Source organism: Sphingobium sp. SG1, from assembly GCF_057063145.1.
In genome coordinates this window covers 77,300-98,046 of sequence record NZ_JBVVOJ010000001.1, presented here as the reverse complement: position 1 = coordinate 98,046, position 20,747 = coordinate 77,300, and the positions used below count along the sequence as shown (strand labels likewise).

Annotated in this window: 17 protein-coding genes; 12 read left to right on the top strand and 5 right to left on the bottom strand. The window is 64.0% G+C overall.

The window, feature by feature from the left end; genetic code table 11:
- Positions 1–49 precede the first annotated feature (49 nt).
- The 7 genes from AC0KVN_RS00400 (at position 50) to AC0KVN_RS00370 (ending at position 8,274) form a co-directional block, all read left to right on the top strand.
- Complete coding sequence (locus AC0KVN_RS00400; RefSeq protein WP_004207231.1) at positions 50–1,582, top strand: acyl-CoA carboxylase subunit beta; 1,533 nt, start codon at positions 50–52, stop codon at positions 1,580–1,582.
- Positions 1,583–1,695: 113 nt separating this feature from the next.
- Positions 1,696–2,136: a methylmalonyl-CoA epimerase gene (gene mce, locus AC0KVN_RS00395; RefSeq protein ID WP_037506692.1), complete on the top strand. Its 441-nt coding sequence runs from the start codon at positions 1,696–1,698 to the stop codon at positions 2,134–2,136.
- A 112-nt stretch (positions 2,137–2,248) separates the two neighbouring features.
- Positions 2,249–4,402, top strand: a complete 2,154-nt coding sequence (gene scpA, locus AC0KVN_RS00390) for a methylmalonyl-CoA mutase (RefSeq protein WP_099231546.1) — start codon at positions 2,249–2,251, stop codon at positions 4,400–4,402.
- Positions 4,403–5,416, top strand: coding sequence for a biotin synthase BioB (gene bioB / locus AC0KVN_RS00385; RefSeq protein ID WP_004207227.1), 1,014 nt, complete (start codon positions 4,403–4,405; stop codon positions 5,414–5,416).
- Positions 5,417–5,546: 130 nt separating this feature from the next.
- Entirely contained in the window at positions 5,547–5,762 is a 216-nt protein-coding gene (locus tag AC0KVN_RS00380) for a hypothetical protein (RefSeq protein WP_435567501.1), read from the top strand.
- Positions 5,763–7,760: an ATP-binding protein gene (locus AC0KVN_RS00375; protein WP_435567502.1), complete on the top strand. Its 1,998-nt coding sequence runs from the start codon at positions 5,763–5,765 to the stop codon at positions 7,758–7,760.
- A gap of 142 nt (positions 7,761–7,902) precedes the next feature.
- Entirely contained in the window at positions 7,903–8,274 is a 372-nt protein-coding gene (locus AC0KVN_RS00370) for a tRNA-binding protein (protein ID WP_435567503.1), read from the top strand.
- A 1-nt stretch (position 8,275) separates the two neighbouring features.
- On the opposite strand, the gene AC0KVN_RS00365 is transcribed toward AC0KVN_RS00370, so the two are convergent.
- Positions 8,276–9,307 carry a M28 family peptidase gene (locus AC0KVN_RS00365; protein WP_483655212.1) on the bottom strand — a complete coding sequence of 344 codons (1,032 nt, stop codon included), beginning with the start codon at positions 9,305–9,307 and terminating at the stop codon, positions 8,276–8,278.
- Positions 9,308–9,487: 180 nt separating this feature from the next.
- Here AC0KVN_RS00365 and AC0KVN_RS00360 point away from each other — a divergent pair, with 180 nt between their 5' ends.
- Both AC0KVN_RS00360 and alr read left to right on the top strand, forming a co-directional pair.
- Entirely contained in the window at positions 9,488–11,077 is a 1,590-nt protein-coding gene (locus AC0KVN_RS00360; RefSeq protein WP_435567505.1) for an MFS transporter, read from the top strand.
- 27 nt (positions 11,078–11,104) lie between these two features.
- Positions 11,105–12,148, top strand: a complete 1,044-nt coding sequence (alr, locus tag AC0KVN_RS00355) for an alanine racemase (protein ID WP_435567506.1) — start codon at positions 11,105–11,107, stop codon at positions 12,146–12,148.
- Positions 12,149–12,204: 56 nt separating this feature from the next.
- On the opposite strand, the gene AC0KVN_RS00350 is transcribed toward alr, so the two are convergent.
- Complete coding sequence (locus tag AC0KVN_RS00350; protein ID WP_435567507.1) at positions 12,205–13,377, bottom strand: acetyl-CoA C-acetyltransferase; 1,173 nt, start codon at positions 13,375–13,377, stop codon at positions 12,205–12,207.
- A 50-nt stretch (positions 13,378–13,427) separates the two neighbouring features.
- Complete coding sequence (locus tag AC0KVN_RS00345; RefSeq protein WP_435567508.1) at positions 13,428–14,402, bottom strand: alpha/beta fold hydrolase; 975 nt, start codon at positions 14,400–14,402, stop codon at positions 13,428–13,430.
- A 124-nt stretch (positions 14,403–14,526) separates the two neighbouring features.
- Between AC0KVN_RS00345 and phaR the strand changes: the two genes are divergently transcribed.
- The 3 genes from phaR (at position 14,527) to proS (ending at position 17,072) form a co-directional block, all read left to right on the top strand.
- Entirely contained in the window at positions 14,527–15,105 is a 579-nt protein-coding gene (gene phaR, locus AC0KVN_RS00340; protein WP_017502180.1) for a polyhydroxyalkanoate synthesis repressor PhaR, read from the top strand.
- A gap of 6 nt (positions 15,106–15,111) precedes the next feature.
- Complete coding sequence (locus AC0KVN_RS00335) at positions 15,112–15,456, top strand: hypothetical protein (RefSeq protein WP_333702292.1); 345 nt, start codon at positions 15,112–15,114, stop codon at positions 15,454–15,456.
- An 89-nt stretch (positions 15,457–15,545) separates the two neighbouring features.
- Complete coding sequence (proS, locus tag AC0KVN_RS00330) at positions 15,546–17,072, top strand: proline--tRNA ligase (protein WP_435567509.1); 1,527 nt, start codon at positions 15,546–15,548, stop codon at positions 17,070–17,072.
- Between the two features lie 124 nt (positions 17,073–17,196).
- Here proS and AC0KVN_RS00325 read toward each other — a convergent pair whose 3' ends face one another.
- Together AC0KVN_RS00325 and hslU are read right to left on the bottom strand one after the other, a co-directional pair.
- Positions 17,197–19,320 (bottom strand): S9 family peptidase, encoded by a 2,124-nt coding sequence (locus AC0KVN_RS00325; protein WP_435567510.1) that lies wholly within the window; start codon positions 19,318–19,320, stop codon positions 17,197–17,199.
- Positions 19,321–19,432: 112 nt separating this feature from the next.
- Positions 19,433–20,734, bottom strand: coding sequence for an ATP-dependent protease ATPase subunit HslU (hslU, locus tag AC0KVN_RS00320; RefSeq protein WP_004207215.1), 1,302 nt, complete (start codon positions 20,732–20,734; stop codon positions 19,433–19,435).
- Between the last annotated feature and the right edge of the window lie 13 nt (positions 20,735–20,747).

Here is a 20,747-nt window from a genome sequence, read left to right as displayed (position 1 = left end):
GCGGCGTCGGCCAAGCTATTGACGCCACGAATTTGGAGAGAAGCCTTTCATGTCGAAGCTCGCCATCATCGAACAGCTGGAAGCCAAGCGCGAGGGCGCCCGCATGGGCGGCGGCCAGCGCCGCATCGACGCGCAGCATGGCAAGGGCAAGCTGACCGCGCGGGAGCGGATCGAAGTGCTGCTGGACGAGGACAGCTTTGAAGAGCTGGACATGTATGTCGAGCATAACTGCATCGATTTCGGCATGGACGAGCAGCATATTCCCGGCGACGGCGTCGTCACCGGATCGGGCACGATCAACGGCCGGCTCGTCTATGTCTTCAGCCAGGACTTCACCGTCTATGGCGGTGCGGTGTCGGAACGGCACGCGATGAAGATCTGCAAGATCATGGATATCGCGATGAAGGTCGGGGCGCCGGTGATCGGCCTCAACGACAGCGGCGGTGCGCGCATCCAGGAGGGTGTCGCCTCGCTCGCCGGCTATGCCGAGATTTTCCAGCGCAATGTGCTGGCGTCGGGCGTGGTGCCTCAGATCAGCGTCATCATGGGGCCGTGCGCGGGCGGCGCGGTCTATTCGCCGGCGATGACCGACTTCATCTTCATGGTGAAGGACAGCAGCTTCATGTTCGTAACCGGGCCGGACGTGGTCAAGACCGTTACCAACGAGGTGGTGACCCAGGAGGAACTGGGCGGCGCGATCACCCACACGACCAAGTCGGGCGTGGCGGACGTGGCGTTCGAAAATGACATCGAGGCGCTGCTGGCGGTGCGCGATTTCGTCGACTTCCTGCCCGCGTCCAACAAGGAGCCGGTGCCCGAGCGGCCGAGCGCGGACCCGTGGGACCGGCTGGAGGACAGTCTTGACACGCTGATCCCGGCCAATGCCAACCAGCCCTATGACATGCACGAGCTGATCCGCAAGGTGGTGGACGAGGGCGACTTCTTCGAGGTGCAGCCGGCCCATGCGGGCAATATCCTGTGCGGTTTCGGCCGGATCGAGGGCAAGACGGTGGGCATCATCGCCAATCAGCCGATGGTGCTGGCCGGCGTGCTCGACATCAACTCGTCCAAGAAGGCCGGCCGCTTCGTGCGCTTCTGCGATGCGTTCGAGATCCCGATCGTCACCTTCGTCGACGTGCCGGGCTTCCTGCCGGGCACCGCGCAGGAACATTCGGGCATCATCAAGCATGGTGCCAAGCTGCTCTTCGCCTATGCCGAGGCGACCGTGCCGAAGATCACCGTCATCACCCGCAAGGCCTATGGCGGCGCCTATGACGTGATGAGTTCCAAGCATCTGCGCGGCGATCTGAACTATGCCTGGCCGACCGCCGAGATCGCGGTGATGGGCGCCAAGGGCGCCGTCGAGATCATCTTCCGCGGCAAGACGCCCGAAGAGATTGCCGAGAAGACCAAGGAATATGAAGACCGCTTCGCCAACCCCTTCGTGGCGGCGAGCAAGGGCTTCATCGATGAGGTGATCCAGCCCCACTCGACCCGCAAGCGGATCGCGCTGGGCCTGCGCAAGCTGCGCAACAAGGCGCTGGAGAACCCCTGGAAGAAGCATGATAATATTCCGCTCTAAATAACGACGTCATCCCCGCGAAAGCGGGGATCCATCCCCCACATCGCTTCTTGGGGATGGGTCGGGAGATGGATTCCCGCTTTCGCGGGAATGACGACATTGGGAATGATGTGATGAAACTCGGCCGTCTCAACCATATCGGCATCGCGACGCCTTCGCTGGAGGCTTCGCTCGCCTATTATCGCGACATCATGGGCGCGACGCTGACGCATGAACCGTTCGACCTGCCCGCGCAGGGGGTGAAGGTGTGCTTTGTCGACACGCCGGGTGAAGGCGGCACGGCGGGGACGCAGATCGAACTGATCGAGCCGCTGGGCGAGAATAGTCCGATCCACGGCTTCATCGCCAAGAACCCGGCCGGCGGGCAGCATCATATGTGCTATGAAGTGCCGGACATCCACGAGGCCAAGGCCTGGTTCGAGGGGCTGGGCAAGAAGGTGCTGGGCGAGCCGCGCATCGGCGCTCATGGCACGCCGATCTTCTTCGTCCATCCCAAGGACATGAATGGCGTGCTGACCGAGATCATGGAGACGCCGAAGGACGGCGCGCATTGAATTACGTCATGCCGGACTTGATCCGGCATCCCGCTTCTTTTCAGCAAGCGGGATGAAGATAGCGGGACCCCGGCTCAAGGCCGGGGTGACGAATGGGTAGGATAGGACACGCATGACCGAGAAGCCGACATTGGACCAGTGGGCCGCCGCTGCCGCCAAGGAAGTGAAGGGCAAGGATCTGAACTGGGATACCCCCGAGGGTATCGTGGTGAAGCCGCTCTACACCGCCGAGGATGTGACCGTCGATCCGGGCCTGCCGGGCTTCGCTCCCTTCACGCGCGGCGTGCGCGCGTCCATGTATGCGGGTCGGCCCTGGACCATCCGCCAATATGCGGGCTTCTCGACCGCCGAGGAATCCAATGCCTTCTATCGCCGCAACCTGGCCGCTGGGCAGAAGGGCCTGTCCGTCGCATTCGACCTCGCCACCCATCGCGGCTATGACAGCGACCATCCCCGCGTCGTCGGCGATGTCGGCAAGGCGGGCGTGGCGATCGACACGATCGAGGACATGAAGATCCTGTTCGACGGTATTCCGCTCGACAAGATGAGCGTGTCGATGACCATGAACGGCGCGGTGATCCCGATCCTCGCCTTCTTCATCGTCGCGGGCGAGGAGCAGGGGGTCGAGCGCAAGCTGCTCGACGGGACCATCCAGAACGACATCCTCAAGGAGTTCATGGTCCGCAACACCTATATCTACCCGCCCGAACCCTCGATGCGGATCATCAGCGATATTTTCGGCTATACGTCGCGCGAGATGCCCAAGTTCAACAGCATCTCCATTTCCGGCTATCATATGCAGGAAGCCGGCGCGACGCAGGTGCAGGAACTGGCCTTCACCATCGCCGACGGCGCGGAATATGTGCGCTATGGCGTGGCGAGCGGCCTCGACATCGACAAGTTTGCCGGGCGTCTCAGCTTCTTCTTTGCCATCGGCATGAACTTCTTCATGGAAATCGCCAAGCTGCGCGCCGCCCGCGTGCTGTGGCATCGCGTCATGACCAAGCTGGGCGCGCAGGATGAGCGCAGCAAGATGCTGCGCACCCATTGCCAGACATCGGGCGTCTCGCTGACTGAGCAGGATCCCTATAACAACGTCATGCGCACCACGATCGAGGCGATGGCGGCGATGCTGGGCGGCACCCAGTCGCTCCACACCAATGCGCTCGACGAAGCGATCGCGCTCCCCACCGACTTCTCGGCCCGCATCGCGCGCAACACGCAGATCGTCATCCAGGAAGAGACCGGCATGTGCAATGTCGTCGATCCGCTGGGCGGCAGCTACTATATCGAGGCGCTGACCCAGCAGCTGGTCGATGCCGCGCAGGAGATTATCGACCGCGTGGAAGCCGAAGGCGGCATGGCCAAGGCTGTGGGCGCGGGCTGGCCCAAGGCGATGATCGAGACTGCGGCGGCCGCCCGTCAGGCGCGCGTCGACCGGGGCGAGGATGTCATCGTCGGCGTCAACAAATATCGCCTCGCGAACGAAGATCTGCTCGAAACCCTCGAAGTCGACAACACCAAGGTCCGCGAGGCGCAGATCGCCCGCATCAACCGGGTGAAGGCGGAGCGCGACGAGGATGCCTGTCAGGCTGCGCTCCAGTCGCTGCGCGATGCCGCCGCCGCGCCGCAGTCGATCGAGACCAATCTTCTCGCCCACGCCGTCGAGTGCGCGCGTGCGCGCGCCACGCTGGGCGAAATCTCGGCCGCCATGGAAGACAGCTTCAACCGCTATGGCACCCAGCCGACGCCGGTGAAGGGCGTCTATGGCGCGCCCTACAAGGATGACAGCCGCTGGAAACAGGTTCTCGACGGGGTGCAGGCCGTCGAACGGCGCCTCGGCCGCAAGCCCAAACTCCTCGTCGCCAAGATGGGGCAGGATGGGCACGACCGGGGCGCCAACATCATCGCGTCGGCCTTTGGCGACATGGGCTTCGATGTCGTGTCCGGGCCGCTGTTCCAGACGCCGGAGGAAACGGTGGTGCTGGCGCTCGACAGTGGTGTCGATGTGGTCGGCGCCTCTTCGCTGGCCGCCGGGCACAAGACGCTGATCCCGGAACTGATCAACCGGCTGCGCGACCATGGTCGTAGCGACATCAAGGTGATCGCCGGCGGGGTCATCCCGCCACAGGATTATGACTATCTTCGTGACGCAGGGGTTCAGGGCATTTATGGGCCGGGTTCCAATGTCGTGGAGTGCGCCGCCGATGTGCTGCGCCTGCTCGGCCACAACATGCCCCCGGCGGGGCTAGAGGAAGCTGCGTAAATGAATACCCCCTGCACCCTGACCGCCCGCAACGACTGGACGCGCGAGGAAATCGCCGCGCTGTTCGACCTGCCCTTTGGCGACCTGATGTTCGAAGCGCAGTCGATCCACCGCGCCAATTTCCCGCGCAACGAGGTGCAGCTGTCCACCCTGTTGTCGATCAAGACCGGCGGCTGCCCGGAGGATTGCGGCTACTGCAACCAGTCGGCCTCGGCGGAAAGCGGGCTGAAGGCCGAGAAATTGATGAGCGTGCAGGCGGTGATGCAGGCGGCGGCGCAGGCGAAGGATGCAGGCTCCTCGCGCTTCTGCATGGGCGCGGCCTGGCGCAACCCCAAGGACCGCGACATGCCCGCCATCGTCGAGATGGTGAAGGGCGTGCGCCAGATGGGCATGGAAACCTGCATGACGCTGGGGATGCTGAGCGAAAGCCAGGCCGATATGCTCGCGGAAGCGGGCCTCGATTATTACAACCATAATATCGACACCTCGCCCGAACATTATGAGAAGGTCATCACCACCCGGACCTTCGATGATCGTCTGGTGACGCTGGAAAATGTCCGCAATTCGGGCATCAACGTTTGCTCGGGCGGCATCGTCGGCATGGGCGAGGCGCGCGAGGATCGCGTCGGCTTCCTGCACGCGCTGGCCGTGCTGCCCGTCCATCCGCAGAGCGTGCCGATCAACGCGCTGGTCCCGGTCAAGGGCACGGTGCTGGGCAATATGCTGGCCGACACGCCGCTCGCCAAGATTGACGAGATCGAGTTCGTCCGCACCGTCGCGGTCGCGCGGATCGTGATGCCGGAATCCATGGTGCGCCTGTCCGCGGGCCGCGAGAGCATGTCGGACAGCTGCCAGGCACTCTGCTTCATGGCGGGCGCGAACAGCATCTTCACCGGCGACAAGCTGCTGACCACGGCGAACGCCGGCGACAATGCCGACGCGGCTCTGTTCGCCAAGCTCGGCGTCGTGCCGATGCAGGCCGAAGTGAAAGTTGAGCTGGAGGCGGCTGAGTGACGCTGCTCCTCCCCACACGTCATGCTGAACTTGTTTCAGCATCCATTGTGCCTTCGGGCACGATGGTGCGTGGGGACGAATGGCCCCTGAAGCGAGTTCAGGGTGACGGTCAGGTTTTTGGGTTGGCAGAGTGAGCGCCGGCAAGCTCTATTTGTTGATCTGGTTGACGATCCAGTGGCTGGCCATGGGGCCACTGGGCGCTGCCCTTTCCTATTTTCTGTTCTTCTCGGATGCGCACGGACTGCCCGGTGACAACTTTGCTTTGAGCATCGCTATCTTCGGGTTGTCCACTGTCGGTTACGTCATCGCGTTGCGCATCCTCCTATCTGGGCGAGGAAATTCCTGAATGATAAAGAAAATCCTGATCGCGAACCGTGGCGAAATTGCGTGCCGTGTCATGCGCACGGCCAAGAAGATGGGCATCAAGACCGTCGCGGTCTATTCCGATGCCGACGCTCGCGCGCCGCATGTGCTGATGGCTGATGAAGCCGTCCATATCGGCCCGCCGCCCGCCGCCCAATCCTATCTGCTGGCCGACAAGATCATCGAAGCGTGCAAGGCGACCGGTGCCGACGCGGTCCACCCCGGCTATGGCTTCCTCTCCGAGCGCGAGAGCTTCCGCAAGGCGCTGGACGCGGAGGGCATCATCTTCGTCGGCCCGCCCGCCAACGCCATCGCCGCCATGGGCGACAAGATCGAATCCAAGAAGCTGGCGATGGAAGCGGGCGTCAATGTCGTCCCCGGTTTTGTCGGCGTGATCGACGACACCGAACATGCGGTGAAGATCTCCAACGAGATCGGCTATCCGGTGATGATGAAGGCCTCGGCCGGCGGCGGTGGCAAGGGGATGCGCCTTGCCTATAGCGAACAGGATGTCCGCGAAGGCTTTGAAGCGACCAAGCGCGAAGGCCTCAACAGCTTCGGCGACGACCGCGTCTTCATCGAGAAGTTCATCGAAAGCCCGCGCCATATCGAAATTCAGATACTGGGCGACCAGCATGGCAATATCGTCTACCTCAACGAGCGCGAATGTTCGATCCAGCGCCGCCACCAGAAGGTGGTCGAGGAAGCACCGTCGCCCTTCGTCAGCCCCGAAATGCGCAAGAAGATGGGCGAGCAGTGCGTCGCCCTGGCCCGTGCGGTCGGCTATTTCAGCGCCGGCACGGTCGAACTGATCGTCAGCGGCGAGGACAAGACCGGCGACGGCTTCTACTTCCTGGAAATGAACACCCGCCTTCAGGTGGAGCATCCCGTCACCGAGGAAATCACCGGCGTCGACCTGGTCGAACAGATGATCCGCGTCGCCAATGGCGAGAAATTGTCCTTCGGTCAGGCGGACGTCAAGATCAACGGTTGGTCGATCGAGAACCGCGTCTATGCGGAGGACCCTTATCGCGGATTCCTGCCGTCGACCGGTCGTCTGATCCGCTATAATCCGCCCGAAACCGGCACGGATGAGAGCGGCGCGCTGATCCGCGTGGATGACGGCGTGCAGGAAGGCGGCGAGGTGTCGATCTTCTACGACCCGATGATCGCCAAGCTGATCACCTGGGCGCCCACGCGTCTGGAAGCCATCGACAAGCAGATCGAGGCGCTCGACAAGTTCGAGATCGAAGGGCCGGGCCATAATATCGATTTCGTGTCCGCGCTGATGCAGCATGAGCGGTTCCGCTCGGGCAATATCACGACCGGCTTCATCGCCGAGGAATATCCCGAGGGCTTCACTGGTGCCCCGGCGTCGGAAGAACTGCTCAAGCGCCTGTCCGCCATCGGCGCCTTCGCCGCCATGGCGCAGGCCGACCGTGCGCGGCGGATCGACGGGCAGCTTGGCAAGCGCCTTAGCCCCCCAACCGGCTGGCAGGTGAAGATCGGGGACGCTGTCCATGACGTCGTGATCGACGGCGACGAAGTGACGGTCGATGGCGAGAGCATCGACATGGCGCTGGAATATACGCCCGGCGATCGGCTGATCGAAGCGGAATTCGGCGAGGAGCAACTCGCGGTGCGGATCGCGCCGATGCGGTCAGGCTTCGTGCTGACGGTCCATGGGGCCAGCCACAAGCTGCGCATATTGCCCGCCCATGCCGCGCCCTATGCCGCGCACATGATCGAGAAGATCCCGCCCGATCTGTCCAAATATCTGATCTGCCCGATGCCCGGCCTGCTGGTCGCGCTCAACGTCAAGCAGGGCGACAAGGTCGAGATCGGCCAGCCGCTCGCCGTGATCGAGGCGATGAAGATGGAAAATATCCTGCGCGCCGGCAAGGCAGGCACGGTCAAGAGCGTGTCGGCGGCACAGGGCGAGAGCTTGCCGGTCGACGCGGTGATCCTGGAACTGGAATAAGCATTCCTCCCCGAAACGGGGAGGGGGACCACGAAGTGGTGGAGGGGGGATGCTTCTGGACGCGGCCTCGCATTTGGGGCACGCCCCCTCCGTCGGCTTCGCCGCCACCTCCCCGCAGGCGGGGAGGAGATGGAGTTCCTGCATGCATCTGACCCACGACCCCAGCGCCCCCGCCGCCGACCCGATCGCCTTCGACGATTTCCTGAAGGTGGACATCCGCGTCGGCACGATCGTCTCGGCCGAGCCCTATCCCGAGGCGCGCAAGCCCGCCTACAAGCTGCTGATCGATTTCGGCCCGGCGATCGGCCACAAGAAATCGAGCGCCCAGATCACCGAAAACCACGCACTGGAAGACCTGCCCGGTCGTCAGGTCGCCGCCGTAGTCAATTTCCCGCCGCGCCAGATCGGCAAGTTCATGTCGGAGGTGCTGACCCTGGGCTTCGCCGACGCGGCCGGCGCCGTCATGCTGTTCGCGCCCGACAAACCCGTGCCCAATGGTTCGCGGCTGTTTTAGGCTATAGCGCGCCCTTCCGCGCCCACGCACGCACCACCCGTTCCACGCCATCGATCACCCGCGCCATGCGGTCATAGTCCAGCCGGTTGGGTGTATCGGCTTCGCTATGATAATAGCGATAGCGGAACGGGGCCGTGTCAGTGATCATCAGGGCGGGTATCCCGACCTGCGCGAACGCCCAATGGTCCGACCAGTCGATCCCCTGCACGAAGCCGGGGGCGCTGCCGCCGACGCTGGGAAAGGCTGCCTCGCGCCGGAATGCAGCAACCGTGGCACGAATGAACGGGCGCGAGGATGTCATGCCGACGAAGGCGATGAAATTGCCGGTGCCGGGATAGAGGGCTGATAACGGAAAGGGGTAATGCTGGCTTCCCTTTGCATCGCTGTAGAAGCCGATCGTCTCCAGCGAAATCATGCCGAGCGTGCGCTCCTGACCGGCCGCCAGCGCCTTGGCATAGGCAAGGCTGCCCATATGCGCAGTCTGGAAATAGGGCGGCTCTTCATTGGCGAAGAAGGCGAAGCGTAGCCGCAATCGGCTCCGTCCGCGCAGATCGGACAGGGCGCGGGCAAGTTCCAAGGTTGCCGCCGTGCCTGATCCATTGTCATTGGCACCCGGCGTCGTGCCATAGCTGTCATAATGCGCGCCGATCACCAGCGTCGGCGCATCAGCATCGGTGGGTTCGAGCATGGCTTCGATATTGAAGACGCCGGGGACGCCCTGGATTGGCTGGCGGTGTGGGGCATAGCCGGCCTGTCGCAATTTCATTTCGACATAATGTGCGACATGATCCATTTCGCGCAAATGGGCGTGATTGTGCGGCCTTCGCGCGATGAGCGCGACATCGGTCTTCAGCCGCCCGCTGAGCGCTCGCTGCTCCGCTGTAAGGCGTGGCAGCGGCCCTTGGTGGGACCGACCGGGCACGGCGGTCATCCAAAACAGGATCGCTACGGGCGTGGCGATGATCAGCAGAATGGTCGCGATCAGGGTCGCTTTCGTCAGCATGCCAGATGCGTCTGCGCCTTCGCTGACCATTCTGCCTCCCCCAAGCCTGGCCGCGCGTGGCTGCGTCCGCAATTGCTGCACCTGTCCTACACAGGCCTCGCCATGCTAGACCAGCATGATCTTATCGACATGGTGATTGGAAATTTCCTTTCCCGTTGGCGCATGAAGATGTCAAAATATACGGGAAATATGCGAAGTTAAGGGGGCGGGATGACGCAGACGGTCGGGGGCGACTATGTGATGGATGCGAAGCGGGACCGGTTGGTCATCACCGCTTCGGCGCTCGGCACGGTGTTCGAATGGTATGATTTCTACATCTATGGCGTGCTGGCACCGATCATCGGCCGCACCTTCTTTCCGACCGACAATCCGACCGTCGAACTGCTCTACTCGCTCGCCGGCTTCGCGATCGGCTTCGGCTTCCGACCGCTGGGTGCGATGCTGTTCGGCTATCTGGGCGATCGGCTGGGGCGCAAATATACGTTCCTTGCCACCATCGTTCTGATGGGGTTGGCGACGGCGGGTGTCGGGTTGACCCCGTCGGCGGCCAGCATCGGCGTCGCCGCGCCGGTCATCCTGATCCTGCTCCGCATCGCGCAGGGGCTGGCGCTGGGCGGCGAATATGGCGGGGCGGCCATCTATGTCGCCGAACATGCCCCGGCCGGGAAGCGCGGCTTCTACACCAGTTTCATCCAGGCCGGCGTGATTGGCGGCTTCATCCTGTCGCTGATCGTCGTGGTCGGCACCCAGTGGATCGTCGGCATGGAAGTGTGGGACGCTTGGGGCTGGCGCATTCCCTTCATCTTCTCGCTGGCGCTGCTCGCCATTTCGTTGTGGATGCGGCTGATGCTGCGCGAAAGCCCGGTCTTCACCGCGATGAAGAAGGCCGGGCAACAGGCGAAGAACCCGCTGAAGGAAGCCTTCACTGCGCCGGGCAACAGGAAGCGGATGCTGGTGGCGATGATCGGCATCGCCGCGGGCTTCACCGTGATTGCCTATACGGTGATGTTCCAGGCGCTCTATTTCCTGCAAAGCGGCCTGCATGTCGCGCCGGGTATCGCGCAACTGCTGGTCGGCGGCAGCGCCTTTGCCGGCATGGCGAGCTTTATCTTCTTCGGCTGGCTGTCGGACCGGATCGGGCGCAAGAAGCCGATCGTCATCGGCTATGCGCTGGTGCTGCTGCTGGTCATGCCGCTCTACCAGTATATGGGCGCGACCGCGAACCCGGCGCTGACCCAGGCGGCAGCGCGGGCGCCGGTGGTGGTGAGCGGCCCGGATTGCCGTTTCGATCCCTTTGCCAAGATACAGCCGACCGCCTGCGGCAAGCTGCTCGATCATTTTTCCAAGCGCGGCATCCCCTATGACAAGCGCAGCGGCGCGGCCCCGGCGGTCAGCATCGGCGGCGTGGCCGTGGCGGACCTCAGCAGTGACGGGATCGATGCCGCGCTGACGGCGCAGGGCTATGATTTCGGTATCGTCCGCCCCGACTGGCCGCGTGCGCTGATGCTGTTCGCCGCGCTGCTGTTGCTCTGGACCCTGTCGGGCGCGACCTATGGCCCGGTCGCGGCGCTTCTGTCGGAATATTTCCCGGCCCGCATCCGCTACAGTTCGCTCTCCATCCCCTATCATATCGGCACCGGCTATTTCGGCGGCTTCCTGCCGCTGGTCAGCCAATATATCGTCGCGCGGACCGGCGATCCCTATGCCGGCCTATGGTACACGATCGTCGTGGTGGCGCTGGCGCTGGTCACCTGCCTCGTCGCCTTGCCGGAAACGAAAGGACGCCCCCTCGACGCCTGAGCCCCGGCGCGCTATCGGCTGCGGGCAATGACTGGCTATACCGCTCCGCTCCGCCTGCGCCTCGATGGCGATGCGCTGCTTTCCAACTGGCGCTGGCTGGCGCGGCAGGGCGGCGCCCCGGCCTGTGGCGCTGCGATCAAGGCCGATGGCTATGGCCTGGGCGCGGCCGGCGTCATGCAGCGGCTGAAAGATGCGGGCTGTCGCGATTTCTTCGTGTCCAACTGGGGCGAGGCGGCGGCGCTCGAAGCGCAGATGGACGGTGTGAACTTCGCCGTCCTGCACGGCGTCCGCGACGAGGATATGGCGCAGGCGCTGACCTCGCGAGCGCGGCCGGTGCTCTGTACGCCGGGCCAGGTGGCGCGCTGGAAGGCGGCGAGTGGTGGCGCCTGCGACCTGATGATCGATACCGGCATGAACCGGCTGGGCCTCGACTGGCGCGCCGACCTCAGCGAACTGGTCGAGGGGCTGGAAATCGTCACGCTGCTCAGCCATCTGGCGTCTGCGGACGAGGATAGCGATCTCAATCCGACGCAACTGGCCCGCTTCCGGCAGATCCGGGCCGCAGTGCCCGCGCAGCGCTACAGCCTCGCCAACAGTGCCGGTATCTGCATGGGCGCGGACTATGGTTTCGACCTGACCCGGCCGGGCATCGCCCTTTATGGCGGCGTGCCGCATGCCGATGCAGCACCGCATCTCCGCCCGGTCGTGCAGCCGCAGGCCCAGATATTGCAGCGCCGCTCGGTGATCGCCGGCGACACGATCGGCTATAACGCGACCCACCGCGCCGAACGCGATCTGGAGATTGCGATCCTCAACATCGGCTATGCCGACGGCTATCTGCGCGGCTTTTCCGGGCGTGGTGCGGCGCTGGTCGATGGCGTGCGGCTACCGGTGCTGGGCCGGGTGTCGATGGACCTGCTGGCGGTCGACGTCGGCGCCCGCCCGGATGTCGCGGAGGGCGACTGGCTGACGATCGACTATGATCTGCCGGAGGCGGCGCAGGCGTCGGGCCTGTCGCAATATGAACTGCTGACGGGCCTGGGCAAACGCTTCGATCGCATCTGGGCCTGATACGAAAAGGGCGCCAATCACGAGACCGGCGCCCTTCGCTATTCAGTCGCTGCCGCTCAGCGCTCGATGCACATCGACACGCCCATGCCGCCGCCGACGCACAGGGTGGCCAAGCCCTTCTTCGCGTCGCGCTTGGCCATTTCATACAGCAGCGTGGTCAGCACGCGCGCACCGGATGCGCCGACCGGATGGCCGATCGCGATCGCGCCACCGTTGACATTGACCTTGGCCGGATCCCAGCCCAGTTCCTGGCCCACGGCCAGCGCCTGCGCGGCAAAGGCTTCGTTCGCTTCGATGAGGTCCAGGTCAGCGACCGACCAGCCGGCCTTTTCCAGCGCCTTGCGGCTGGCCGGGGCCGGGCCGATGCCCATGATCGAGGGATCGACGCCGCAGGTGGCGAAGCTGGCGATACGGCCCAGGATGGTGGCGCCGCGCTTGGCGGCTTCGTCGGCGCTCATCACCACCAGCGCGGCGGCGCCGTCATTGATGCCGCTGGCATTGCCGGCGGTCACGGTGCCATCCTTCTTGAAGGCGGGGCGCAGGCCCTGCAGCGCTTCGATCATGGCGCCGGCGCGGATATATTCGTCCTGGTCGACGATGGTGTCGCCCTTGCGGCCCTTGATCGTCACGGGCAGGATTTCGTCGGCGAAGCGGCCCGACGCGCGCGCGGCTTCCGCCTTGTTCTGGCTGGCGACGGCGAACTCATCCTGCGCCTCGCGGCTGATCTGGTATTTCTCGGCCAGGTTCTCGGCGGTGATGCCCATATGATAGCCCTGGAACGCGTCGGTCAGGCCGTCATGGATCATCGTGTCGACAAAGCTGACCGGGCCCATTTTGGTGCCGCCGCGCAGCATCTGGGCATGGGGGGCGAGCGACATGCTTTCCTGACCGCCGGCCACCATGATGCGGGCATCGCCGGCCTTGATCGCCTGGGCCGCGAGCGCGACGGCGCGCAGGCCCGATCCGCACAACTGGTTGAGGCCGATGGCGGTGCGCTCGACCGGGATGCCGGCGTTGACGGCGGCCTGGCGGGCGGGGTTCTGGCCCTGGCCGGCGGTGAGGATCTGGCCCAGGATCACTTCGTCCACTTCCTCGGGCGCGACGGCGGCCTGTGCCAGCGCGGCGAGGATGGCCTGGCGGCCCAGTTCATGTGCCGGAGTCGTGCCGAAGGCGCCCATGAAACTGCCCACGGCGGTACGCTTGGCGGCGGTAATGACGATGTCTGACAAAGGCTCGATCCTCACTAGTGATAATGTTGTTTTCGCAGGCGCACATAACATCATCCGCCATGGCGGGAAAGCCAAAGGGACAGCGGATGCCACAGCATGTCGGGTGCCCGCTGGCTCAATATCATGCCGACATGGCCAAGGTTCAATATCCGGCTTTCCGTAAGGGACGGGGCGGCCGTGGCGGGCACGATTCGATCGGTTGCGGAAGCGATCGACAAGCTGGGGCAGGCGAGCGAGGCCGGGTCTATGACGGTCCCGTCGATGTGCCATTCGTTTCGCCCGCTCGCATTCGCCGCATAGAGCATCTCGAACAATTGCTGCCCGGCGGCATAGGTGAGCGGTGCGCCCTCATTGGCCCAGTCCTCGACCGCGAGAAAGGCGCGCTCCTCGTCGGAGCCGGCTGTCATGTCGGCGAAGGCCGCATATTTCTGCACGGTGCGCTGTGGGTCGAGTGCCCAGAAGCCCGATTGCAGCGCCTCCATCGGCACATAGCCGAGCCGGTCGCACACCGGCTTCGCACCGCGCCACAGGGCGGCGATCTCGGCAAGGTCGGCGGACGGGAAGCCGGCAAAATCCCAGGGCGAAGCGATCGTCGCCAGGGCTGCGACCCGGTGCAATGCTGCGGCTGCAATGGCGATCGTGCCGCCTAGGCAATAGCCGACCAGGATCGGCGGGCGCCGCAATGCAGCGAGCATCGGTATGAGCCGGTCGGTGACATGGCCGTCGAGGCCGAGGCTGCGGTCGGCGGCCGTCGGCGCCCCCCAATCGACCAGATAGGCATCATGGCCCGCTGCGGCCATGTGGCGCAGCATGGAGCGGCTTTCCGACAGGTCCAGCACCTGTGGTGGGTTGATCAGGGAGGGGATGAAGACGACCGGCGACCGATCGTTTTCCGTTGCCAAATCAGCCCGATACCGCAGCAGTCGGGCACTGCCCGCCGTTGCGGCAATGGGGCATGGTGGTGGTGGCGACGGACGCTGCGCCTCCTGATAGCGACGCAGGCCGATGAAGGCGCGGCGACGCAAATCAGGATCATGCTCCGTTTCGCGCCATAAAATGTTGAGAAAAAGGGGTAAAGGACGCGGGCCATGTTGCGGCGCGGCATCGCCCTGTGCTAATGCGGGATGAGCAGGTGAGGGAGAGACAGGCATGGCCAAATCGAAGGCTGCTAATGAATCCGAACCGGTGGTTATCAAGAAGTACGCTAACAGGCGGCTCTATAACACCGAAACTTCAAGTTATATCACGCTGGACCTTTTGTCGCAGATGACCCGCGAGGGGCGCGAGTTCGTCGTCGTCGACGCGAAGACCGGCGAGGACATCACCCATAATGTCCTGACCCAGATCATCATGGAAGAAGAACAGCGTGGCAAGAACATGCTGCCGGTCAACTTCCTGCGCCAGCTGATCGCCATGTATGGCGATTCCATGCAGTCGATGGTGCCGCAATATCTCGAAGCGTCGATGGACGCCTTCCGCAAGAACCAGCAGCAGTTCCAGGAAGCCATGAAGGGCGCCTTTGGTGGCGGCCCGCTGGCCGAGATCGCCAAGCGCAACATGCAGATGTTCGAGGCCGCGGCGAGCGCGTTCGGCAATGGCGTTCCGGGCATGCCGGGCGCCACGCCCAGCCCGACCCCGGCCGCGACCGAAGAAAGCAAGGATGACGAGATCGCCGTCCTGAAGGCGCAACTGGCTGCGCTCAATGCGAAGATCGACAAGCTGAGCTGATCCACCATGGCCAAGGCGGATAGACTGGAGCGCCTGGATATCCGCAGGGCGGAGCTGGAAGAGGAATATCGCGCGGCGCTGATTGCGGCGCTGCGCGTGACCGCTGGCGGGCGCTGGGGCCTGTTCGACCATCAACAGGATCGCAGCGCCCGCGGCAAGACCGCGCCGGTGCTGGCACAGCTCGACGAACTGGCGCAAGAGATCGACGCGATGCGCGACACGCTGGGGCTGGAACCGTTTGACCTCCATCCCGCTTTTCTGGCGGCGCGGGGCAAGCCGGCGGCCGATGCGGTGGGCGAACCCAAGCAGGCCAAGGCCTGGCTGGAGCGACTGGGCGCCGACGCCAACTGAACGCCGTCCGGCGCGATGCTTGGGGGTCGACAGGGATGGCGGGTCTGGCCTATGGCGCGCCATCCACTTTTAGACAGGCGACAGACCCCGTGAAACACGCCCTTAACGTTACCCGCGAACAGGATTTCGCTGCCTGGTATCAGGCCGTCATCACCGAAGCCGACATGGCCGAGGAAAGCGGCGTGCGCGGCTGCATGGTGATCCGTCCCTGGGGCTATGGCATCTGGGAACGGATCCAGACCCTGCTCGATGCGCGCATCAAGCAGACCGGCCACGAAAATTGCTATTTCCCGCTGTTCATTCCGCTCTCCTATTTCGAGAAGGAAGCCGAGCATGTCGACGGCTTCGCCAAGGAAATGGCGGTCGTCACCCATCATCGCCTGATCCAGAAGGACGGCAAGATGGTGCCCGATCCCGAAGCGAAGCTGGAAGAGCCGCTGGTCGTGCGCCCCACGTCGGAAACCGTGATCGGGGCCGCCTTCAGCCGCTGGGTGCAGAGCTGGCGCGACCTGCCCGTGCTGATCAACCAGTGGGCGAATGTCGTCCGCTGGGAAATGCGCACCCGCATGTTCCTGCGCACCAGCGAATTCCTGTGGCAGGAAGGGCATACCGCACACTCGACCGTCGATGAGGCGATGGAAGAGACGATGAAGATGCTCGAAGTCTATCGCAGCTTCGCCGAAGAATGTGTCGGCCTGCCGGTGGTGGCGGGCGAGAAGCCGGAGAATGAGCGTTTCCCCGGCGCCGTCGCGACCTATTCGATCGAGGCGATGATGCAGGATGGCAAGGCGCTGCAGGCTGGCACCTCGCACTTCCTGGGCACGACCTTCAGCCAGGCGCAGAATATCAAGTTCCAGAATGTCGAAGGGCAGCAGGAACTGGCCCAGACCACCAGCTGGGGCATGTCGACCCGCATGATCGGCGGCCTGATCATGGTGCATGGCGACGATGACGGCCTGCGCGTGCCGCCGCGCGTCGCGCCCTATCAGGTCGTGGTCGTGCCGATGCTGCGCGATACCGAGGAAGACGCCGCGATCGTCGATTATTGCACCGATCTGGTGAACCAGCTGAACGGCCTGGACGTGTTCCGCGAGCCGGTCCGCGCGCTGCTCGACAAGCGCCCGTCCAAGGCTGCGACCAAGCGCTGGGGCTGGGTCAAGAAGGGCGCGCCGATCGTGATCGAGGTTGGCGGTCGTGACGTTGCCGGTGGCAATGTCTCGGTCATCCGCCGCGATCGCCTCTATCGCGAGGATGGCAAGCTCGACAGCCAGATCGTCGCCAAGGGCGATTTCGTCGCCGGCGCAACCGCGATGCTGGAGGATATCCAGACGTCTCTGTTCGCTGATGCGAAGGCGCGTCTGGACGGCAATATCGACAGGTCGATCACCGATCTCGACGCGCTCAAGGCCTATTTCAAGGCCAGCAAGAACCCCGGCTGGGCGCTGGTCCAGTGGGCCAAGCCGACCGGCGCGGAACTGGAGAAGGTCGTGCAGTGGCTGAAGGGCGAGAAGCTCACCCTGCGCAACGTGCCGACCGACGCGGAAGCGGCGGATGGCGCCTGCATCTTCACCGGCGGCACGGCGGTTGAGCGGGTGCTGGTGGGCCGCAGCTACTGAACGTCATCTCCCCTCCCTTCTAGGGAGGGGATTAAGGGGTGGGTAGCGAGCGAAGCGAGCGTTCTACTGCCACTACGCGGCAGACCCACCCTTGGCCCCTCCCTGGAAGGGAGGGGGGTAAGCGTTACTCCACCCCCAATTGCTCCAGCGCGAAGGCGCTATATTCCGCCTGGTCGCGATAGCGGCGGAAGCGGCCCGACTTGCCGCCATGGCCGGCCTCCATGTTGATGCGGAAGACCAGCGGGTTGCTGTCGGTCTTGGTCGCGCGCAGCTTGGCGACCCATTTGGTCGGTTCATAATATTGGACCTGGCTGTCCCATAGGCCGGTGCCGACGAACAGGCTGGGATAGGCCTTCGCCTCGACATGATCGTAGGGCGAATAAGCCAGCATCACGTCATACCAGGATTTCTGCTCGGGATTGCCCCATTCGTCATATTCGCCGGTGGTGAGCGGGATGGTCGGGTCGAGCATGGTGGTCACGACATCCACGAACGGTACCTGCGCGATGATGACCTTATAGTCCTGGGGCGCCATGTTCGCGACCGCACCCATGAGCAGGCCGCCGGCGCTGCCGCCCATCGCGGCGACGCGGCCCTTCTTCGCATAGCCCTGATCCACCAGCGCGCGGGTCACGTCGATGAAGTCGGTGAAGCTGTTCATCTTGTTCTTGAGATGACCGTCATCATACCATTGGCGGCCCATTTCCTGGCCGCCGCGAATATGGGCGATGGCATAGACGACGCCGCGATCAAGCAGGCTGGGGAGCAGGGGCGAAAAGGCCGGGTCGGTCGAATAGCCATAGCTGCCATACGCATATTGGTAGAGCGGCGCGCTGCCATTCTTCTGGAACCCTTTGGCGTAGATGAGCGACACCGGCACCTTCGTCCCGTCGCGCGCGGTCGCCCAGACCCGTTCGGTCACATATTTGGCAGGGTCATAGCCCTTCACCTCCTGGACCTTCAGTATCTTGCGTTCGCCGGTGTCGACATTCACCTCATAGGTGGTTTCGGGCGTGCGCAGGCTGTCATAGGTGTAGCGGACCCAGGGCGTGCCGCTTTCGGCGTTGACGTCGAGCGCCATGGCATAGGCTGGCTCGTCGGCATTGACGAAGCTGCTCTTGCCGCTTCTGGTCAGCAGGCGCAGGCGCTTATTGCCTTCGGAGCGTTCCTCGATCGCGAGGAAGCTGTCGAAGGGATGGAAATTCTCGATGAAGACGCTGGCGCTGGTCGGCACGATATCCGTCCAGGCGGCGCGGCCCTTGGCGGCATCGGCGTCCGATACGGTCATCAGCCGGTAATTGGGCGCCTGCCAGTTGGTGCGGATCGTCCATTGCCCGCCGACATTGTCGCTGCTGTAGAGGAAGTCGCGCTCGCGCGGGGCAAGCGGCGTGAAGCTCGCGGGATTGGCGGACGGCGCGCAGCGTTCCTCATTGCTGACCGTCGATTGCAGGACGATGCAGACGAACTTGTCCGACGTCGTCTTCTTGAGGCCCATGTAGAAGCTGTCGTCCTTCTCCTCATAGACCAGTCGATCGGCGCTGACGGGCGTGCCCAGCACATGCGCCTTCACCCGCTTGCCGAGCAGGGTGGTCGGGTCTTTCTCGACATAGAAGATCGTCTTGCTGTCATCGGCCCAGGCGAAATCGGGTTCGGCATTGGGGATTTCGTCGCTCAGCAGCTTGCCGTCGGCGAGTCCCTTGACCCGGATCACATATTGACGGCGGCCGACCAGATCCTCGGCATAGGCGAGCAGCCTGTCGTCGGGACTGACTTCCTTGCCCCCCACCGCGAAATAGCCCTTGCCCGCGCCCATCCTGGACTCGTCGAGCAATATTTGCTCGGGCGCATCCATGCTGCCCTTGCGCCGGGCGACGATCGGATAGTCGCCGCCGGTCTCGAAGCGGCTGTAATACCAGTAGCCCTTCTTGCGATAGGGGACGCTGCTGTCGTCCTGCTTTATGCGGCCGGTGATCTCGCCGTAGAGCTTGTCCTGCAACGGCTTGGTTGGCGCGAGCAGTGCGTCGGCATAGGCATTTTCGGCCGCCAGATAGGCGAGCATCTCGGGATTCTTGCGGCTGTCGTCGCGCAGCCAATAATAGGGATCCTGCCGCGTCGCGCCGAAGGGCGCCTTCACCTCATGCGGCTTCTTTGCCGCGACGGGTGGTTTGGGGGCGGTCTGCGCCTCGGCGGTGGTGGACAGCGCGGCAATGCCGAGGCTCGCCAAGAGCCAGGCCGAAGTGCGGATCATATTCCCTCCCTGCGAATCGCATGGCGGAGGCTGACATGATGGCGGGCAGGGGGGAAGATGATCCGGGCCTGCCATAAGAAACGGCAGGCCCGGACTGAAGCTAGGCGCTCAGTTACAGCACATATTTGCTGAGGTCGGTGTCATGGGCAACCGCCGACAATTGCTTGTCGACATAGGCCTGATCGATCACCAGCGTCTCGCCGCGGCGATCTTCCGCCTCGAAGCTCACATCCTCCAGCAGCTTTTCCATGACGGTCTGCAGGCGGCGGGCGCCGATATTCTCGACCTCGCTGTTCACCTCGGCCGCGATCTTCGCGACCGCGCGGATGCCTTCGGGCGTCAGGTCGATCGTTACTTCCTCGGTCGCCAGCAGCGCGCGATATTGCGCAACAAGGCTGGCCTTGGTGTCGGACAGGATCGCGACGAAATCCTCCTCGGTCAGCGCCTTCAGTTCCACGCGGATCGGCAGGCGGCCTTGAAGTTCGGGCAACAGGTCGCTGGGCTTGGCGACATGGAAGGCGCCTGAGGCGATGAAGAGGATATGGTCGGTCTTGAGCGGGCCATATTTGGTCGAGACGGTCGTGCCCTCGATCAGCGGCAGCAGATCGCGCTGCACGCCTTCACGGCTGACCGAGCCGCCGCGCACGTCGCTGACGGCGATCTTGTCGATCTCGTCGAGGAAGACGATGCCATTCTGCTCGGCGCTGGTGATGGCGACGCGGGCGACATCATCCTGATCGAGGCGCTTGTCCTGCTCTTCCTCGACCAACTTGTCCCAGGCGTCGGCGACACGCATCTTGCGGCGCTTCTTCTGCTGCTGGCCGAACGCCTTGGACATCATGTCGCTGAGGTTGATCATGCCGACCTGGCCGCCCATGCCGGGAATTTCCATCGGCATCGACGGGGTGTCGGCGACTTCCACCTCCACCTCGACATCGTTCATCTGGTTGCCCTCGATCTTCTGGCGGAAGGAGAGGCGGGTGGCTTCGCTGGCATCCTTGCCGGTCAGCGCATCGAGCAGGCGGGCCATGGCGGCTTCCGACGCGGCTTCGCGCACGGCTTCGCGGCGGCGGTCCTTCTCCAGCCGCACCGCTTCCTCGACCAGATCGCGAACGATCTGCTCCACGTCGCGACCGACATAGCCGACCTCGGTGAACTTGGTGGCCTCGACCTTGACGAAGGGGGCGTCGGCCAGCTTCGCCAGGCGGCGGCTGATCTCGGTCTTGCCGCAGCCCGTCGGCCCGATCATCAGGATATTCTTGGGCGTCACCTCGTCGCGCAAATCGGCGGGCAGGTGCTGGCGGCGCCAGCGGTTGCGTAGCGCGACGGCGACGGCGCGCTTGGCATCATGCTGGCCGATGATATGCGCGTCGAGCGCGGCGACGATGGCTTTGGGGGTCAGATTGTCGTTCATGGTCTTTTCTTGG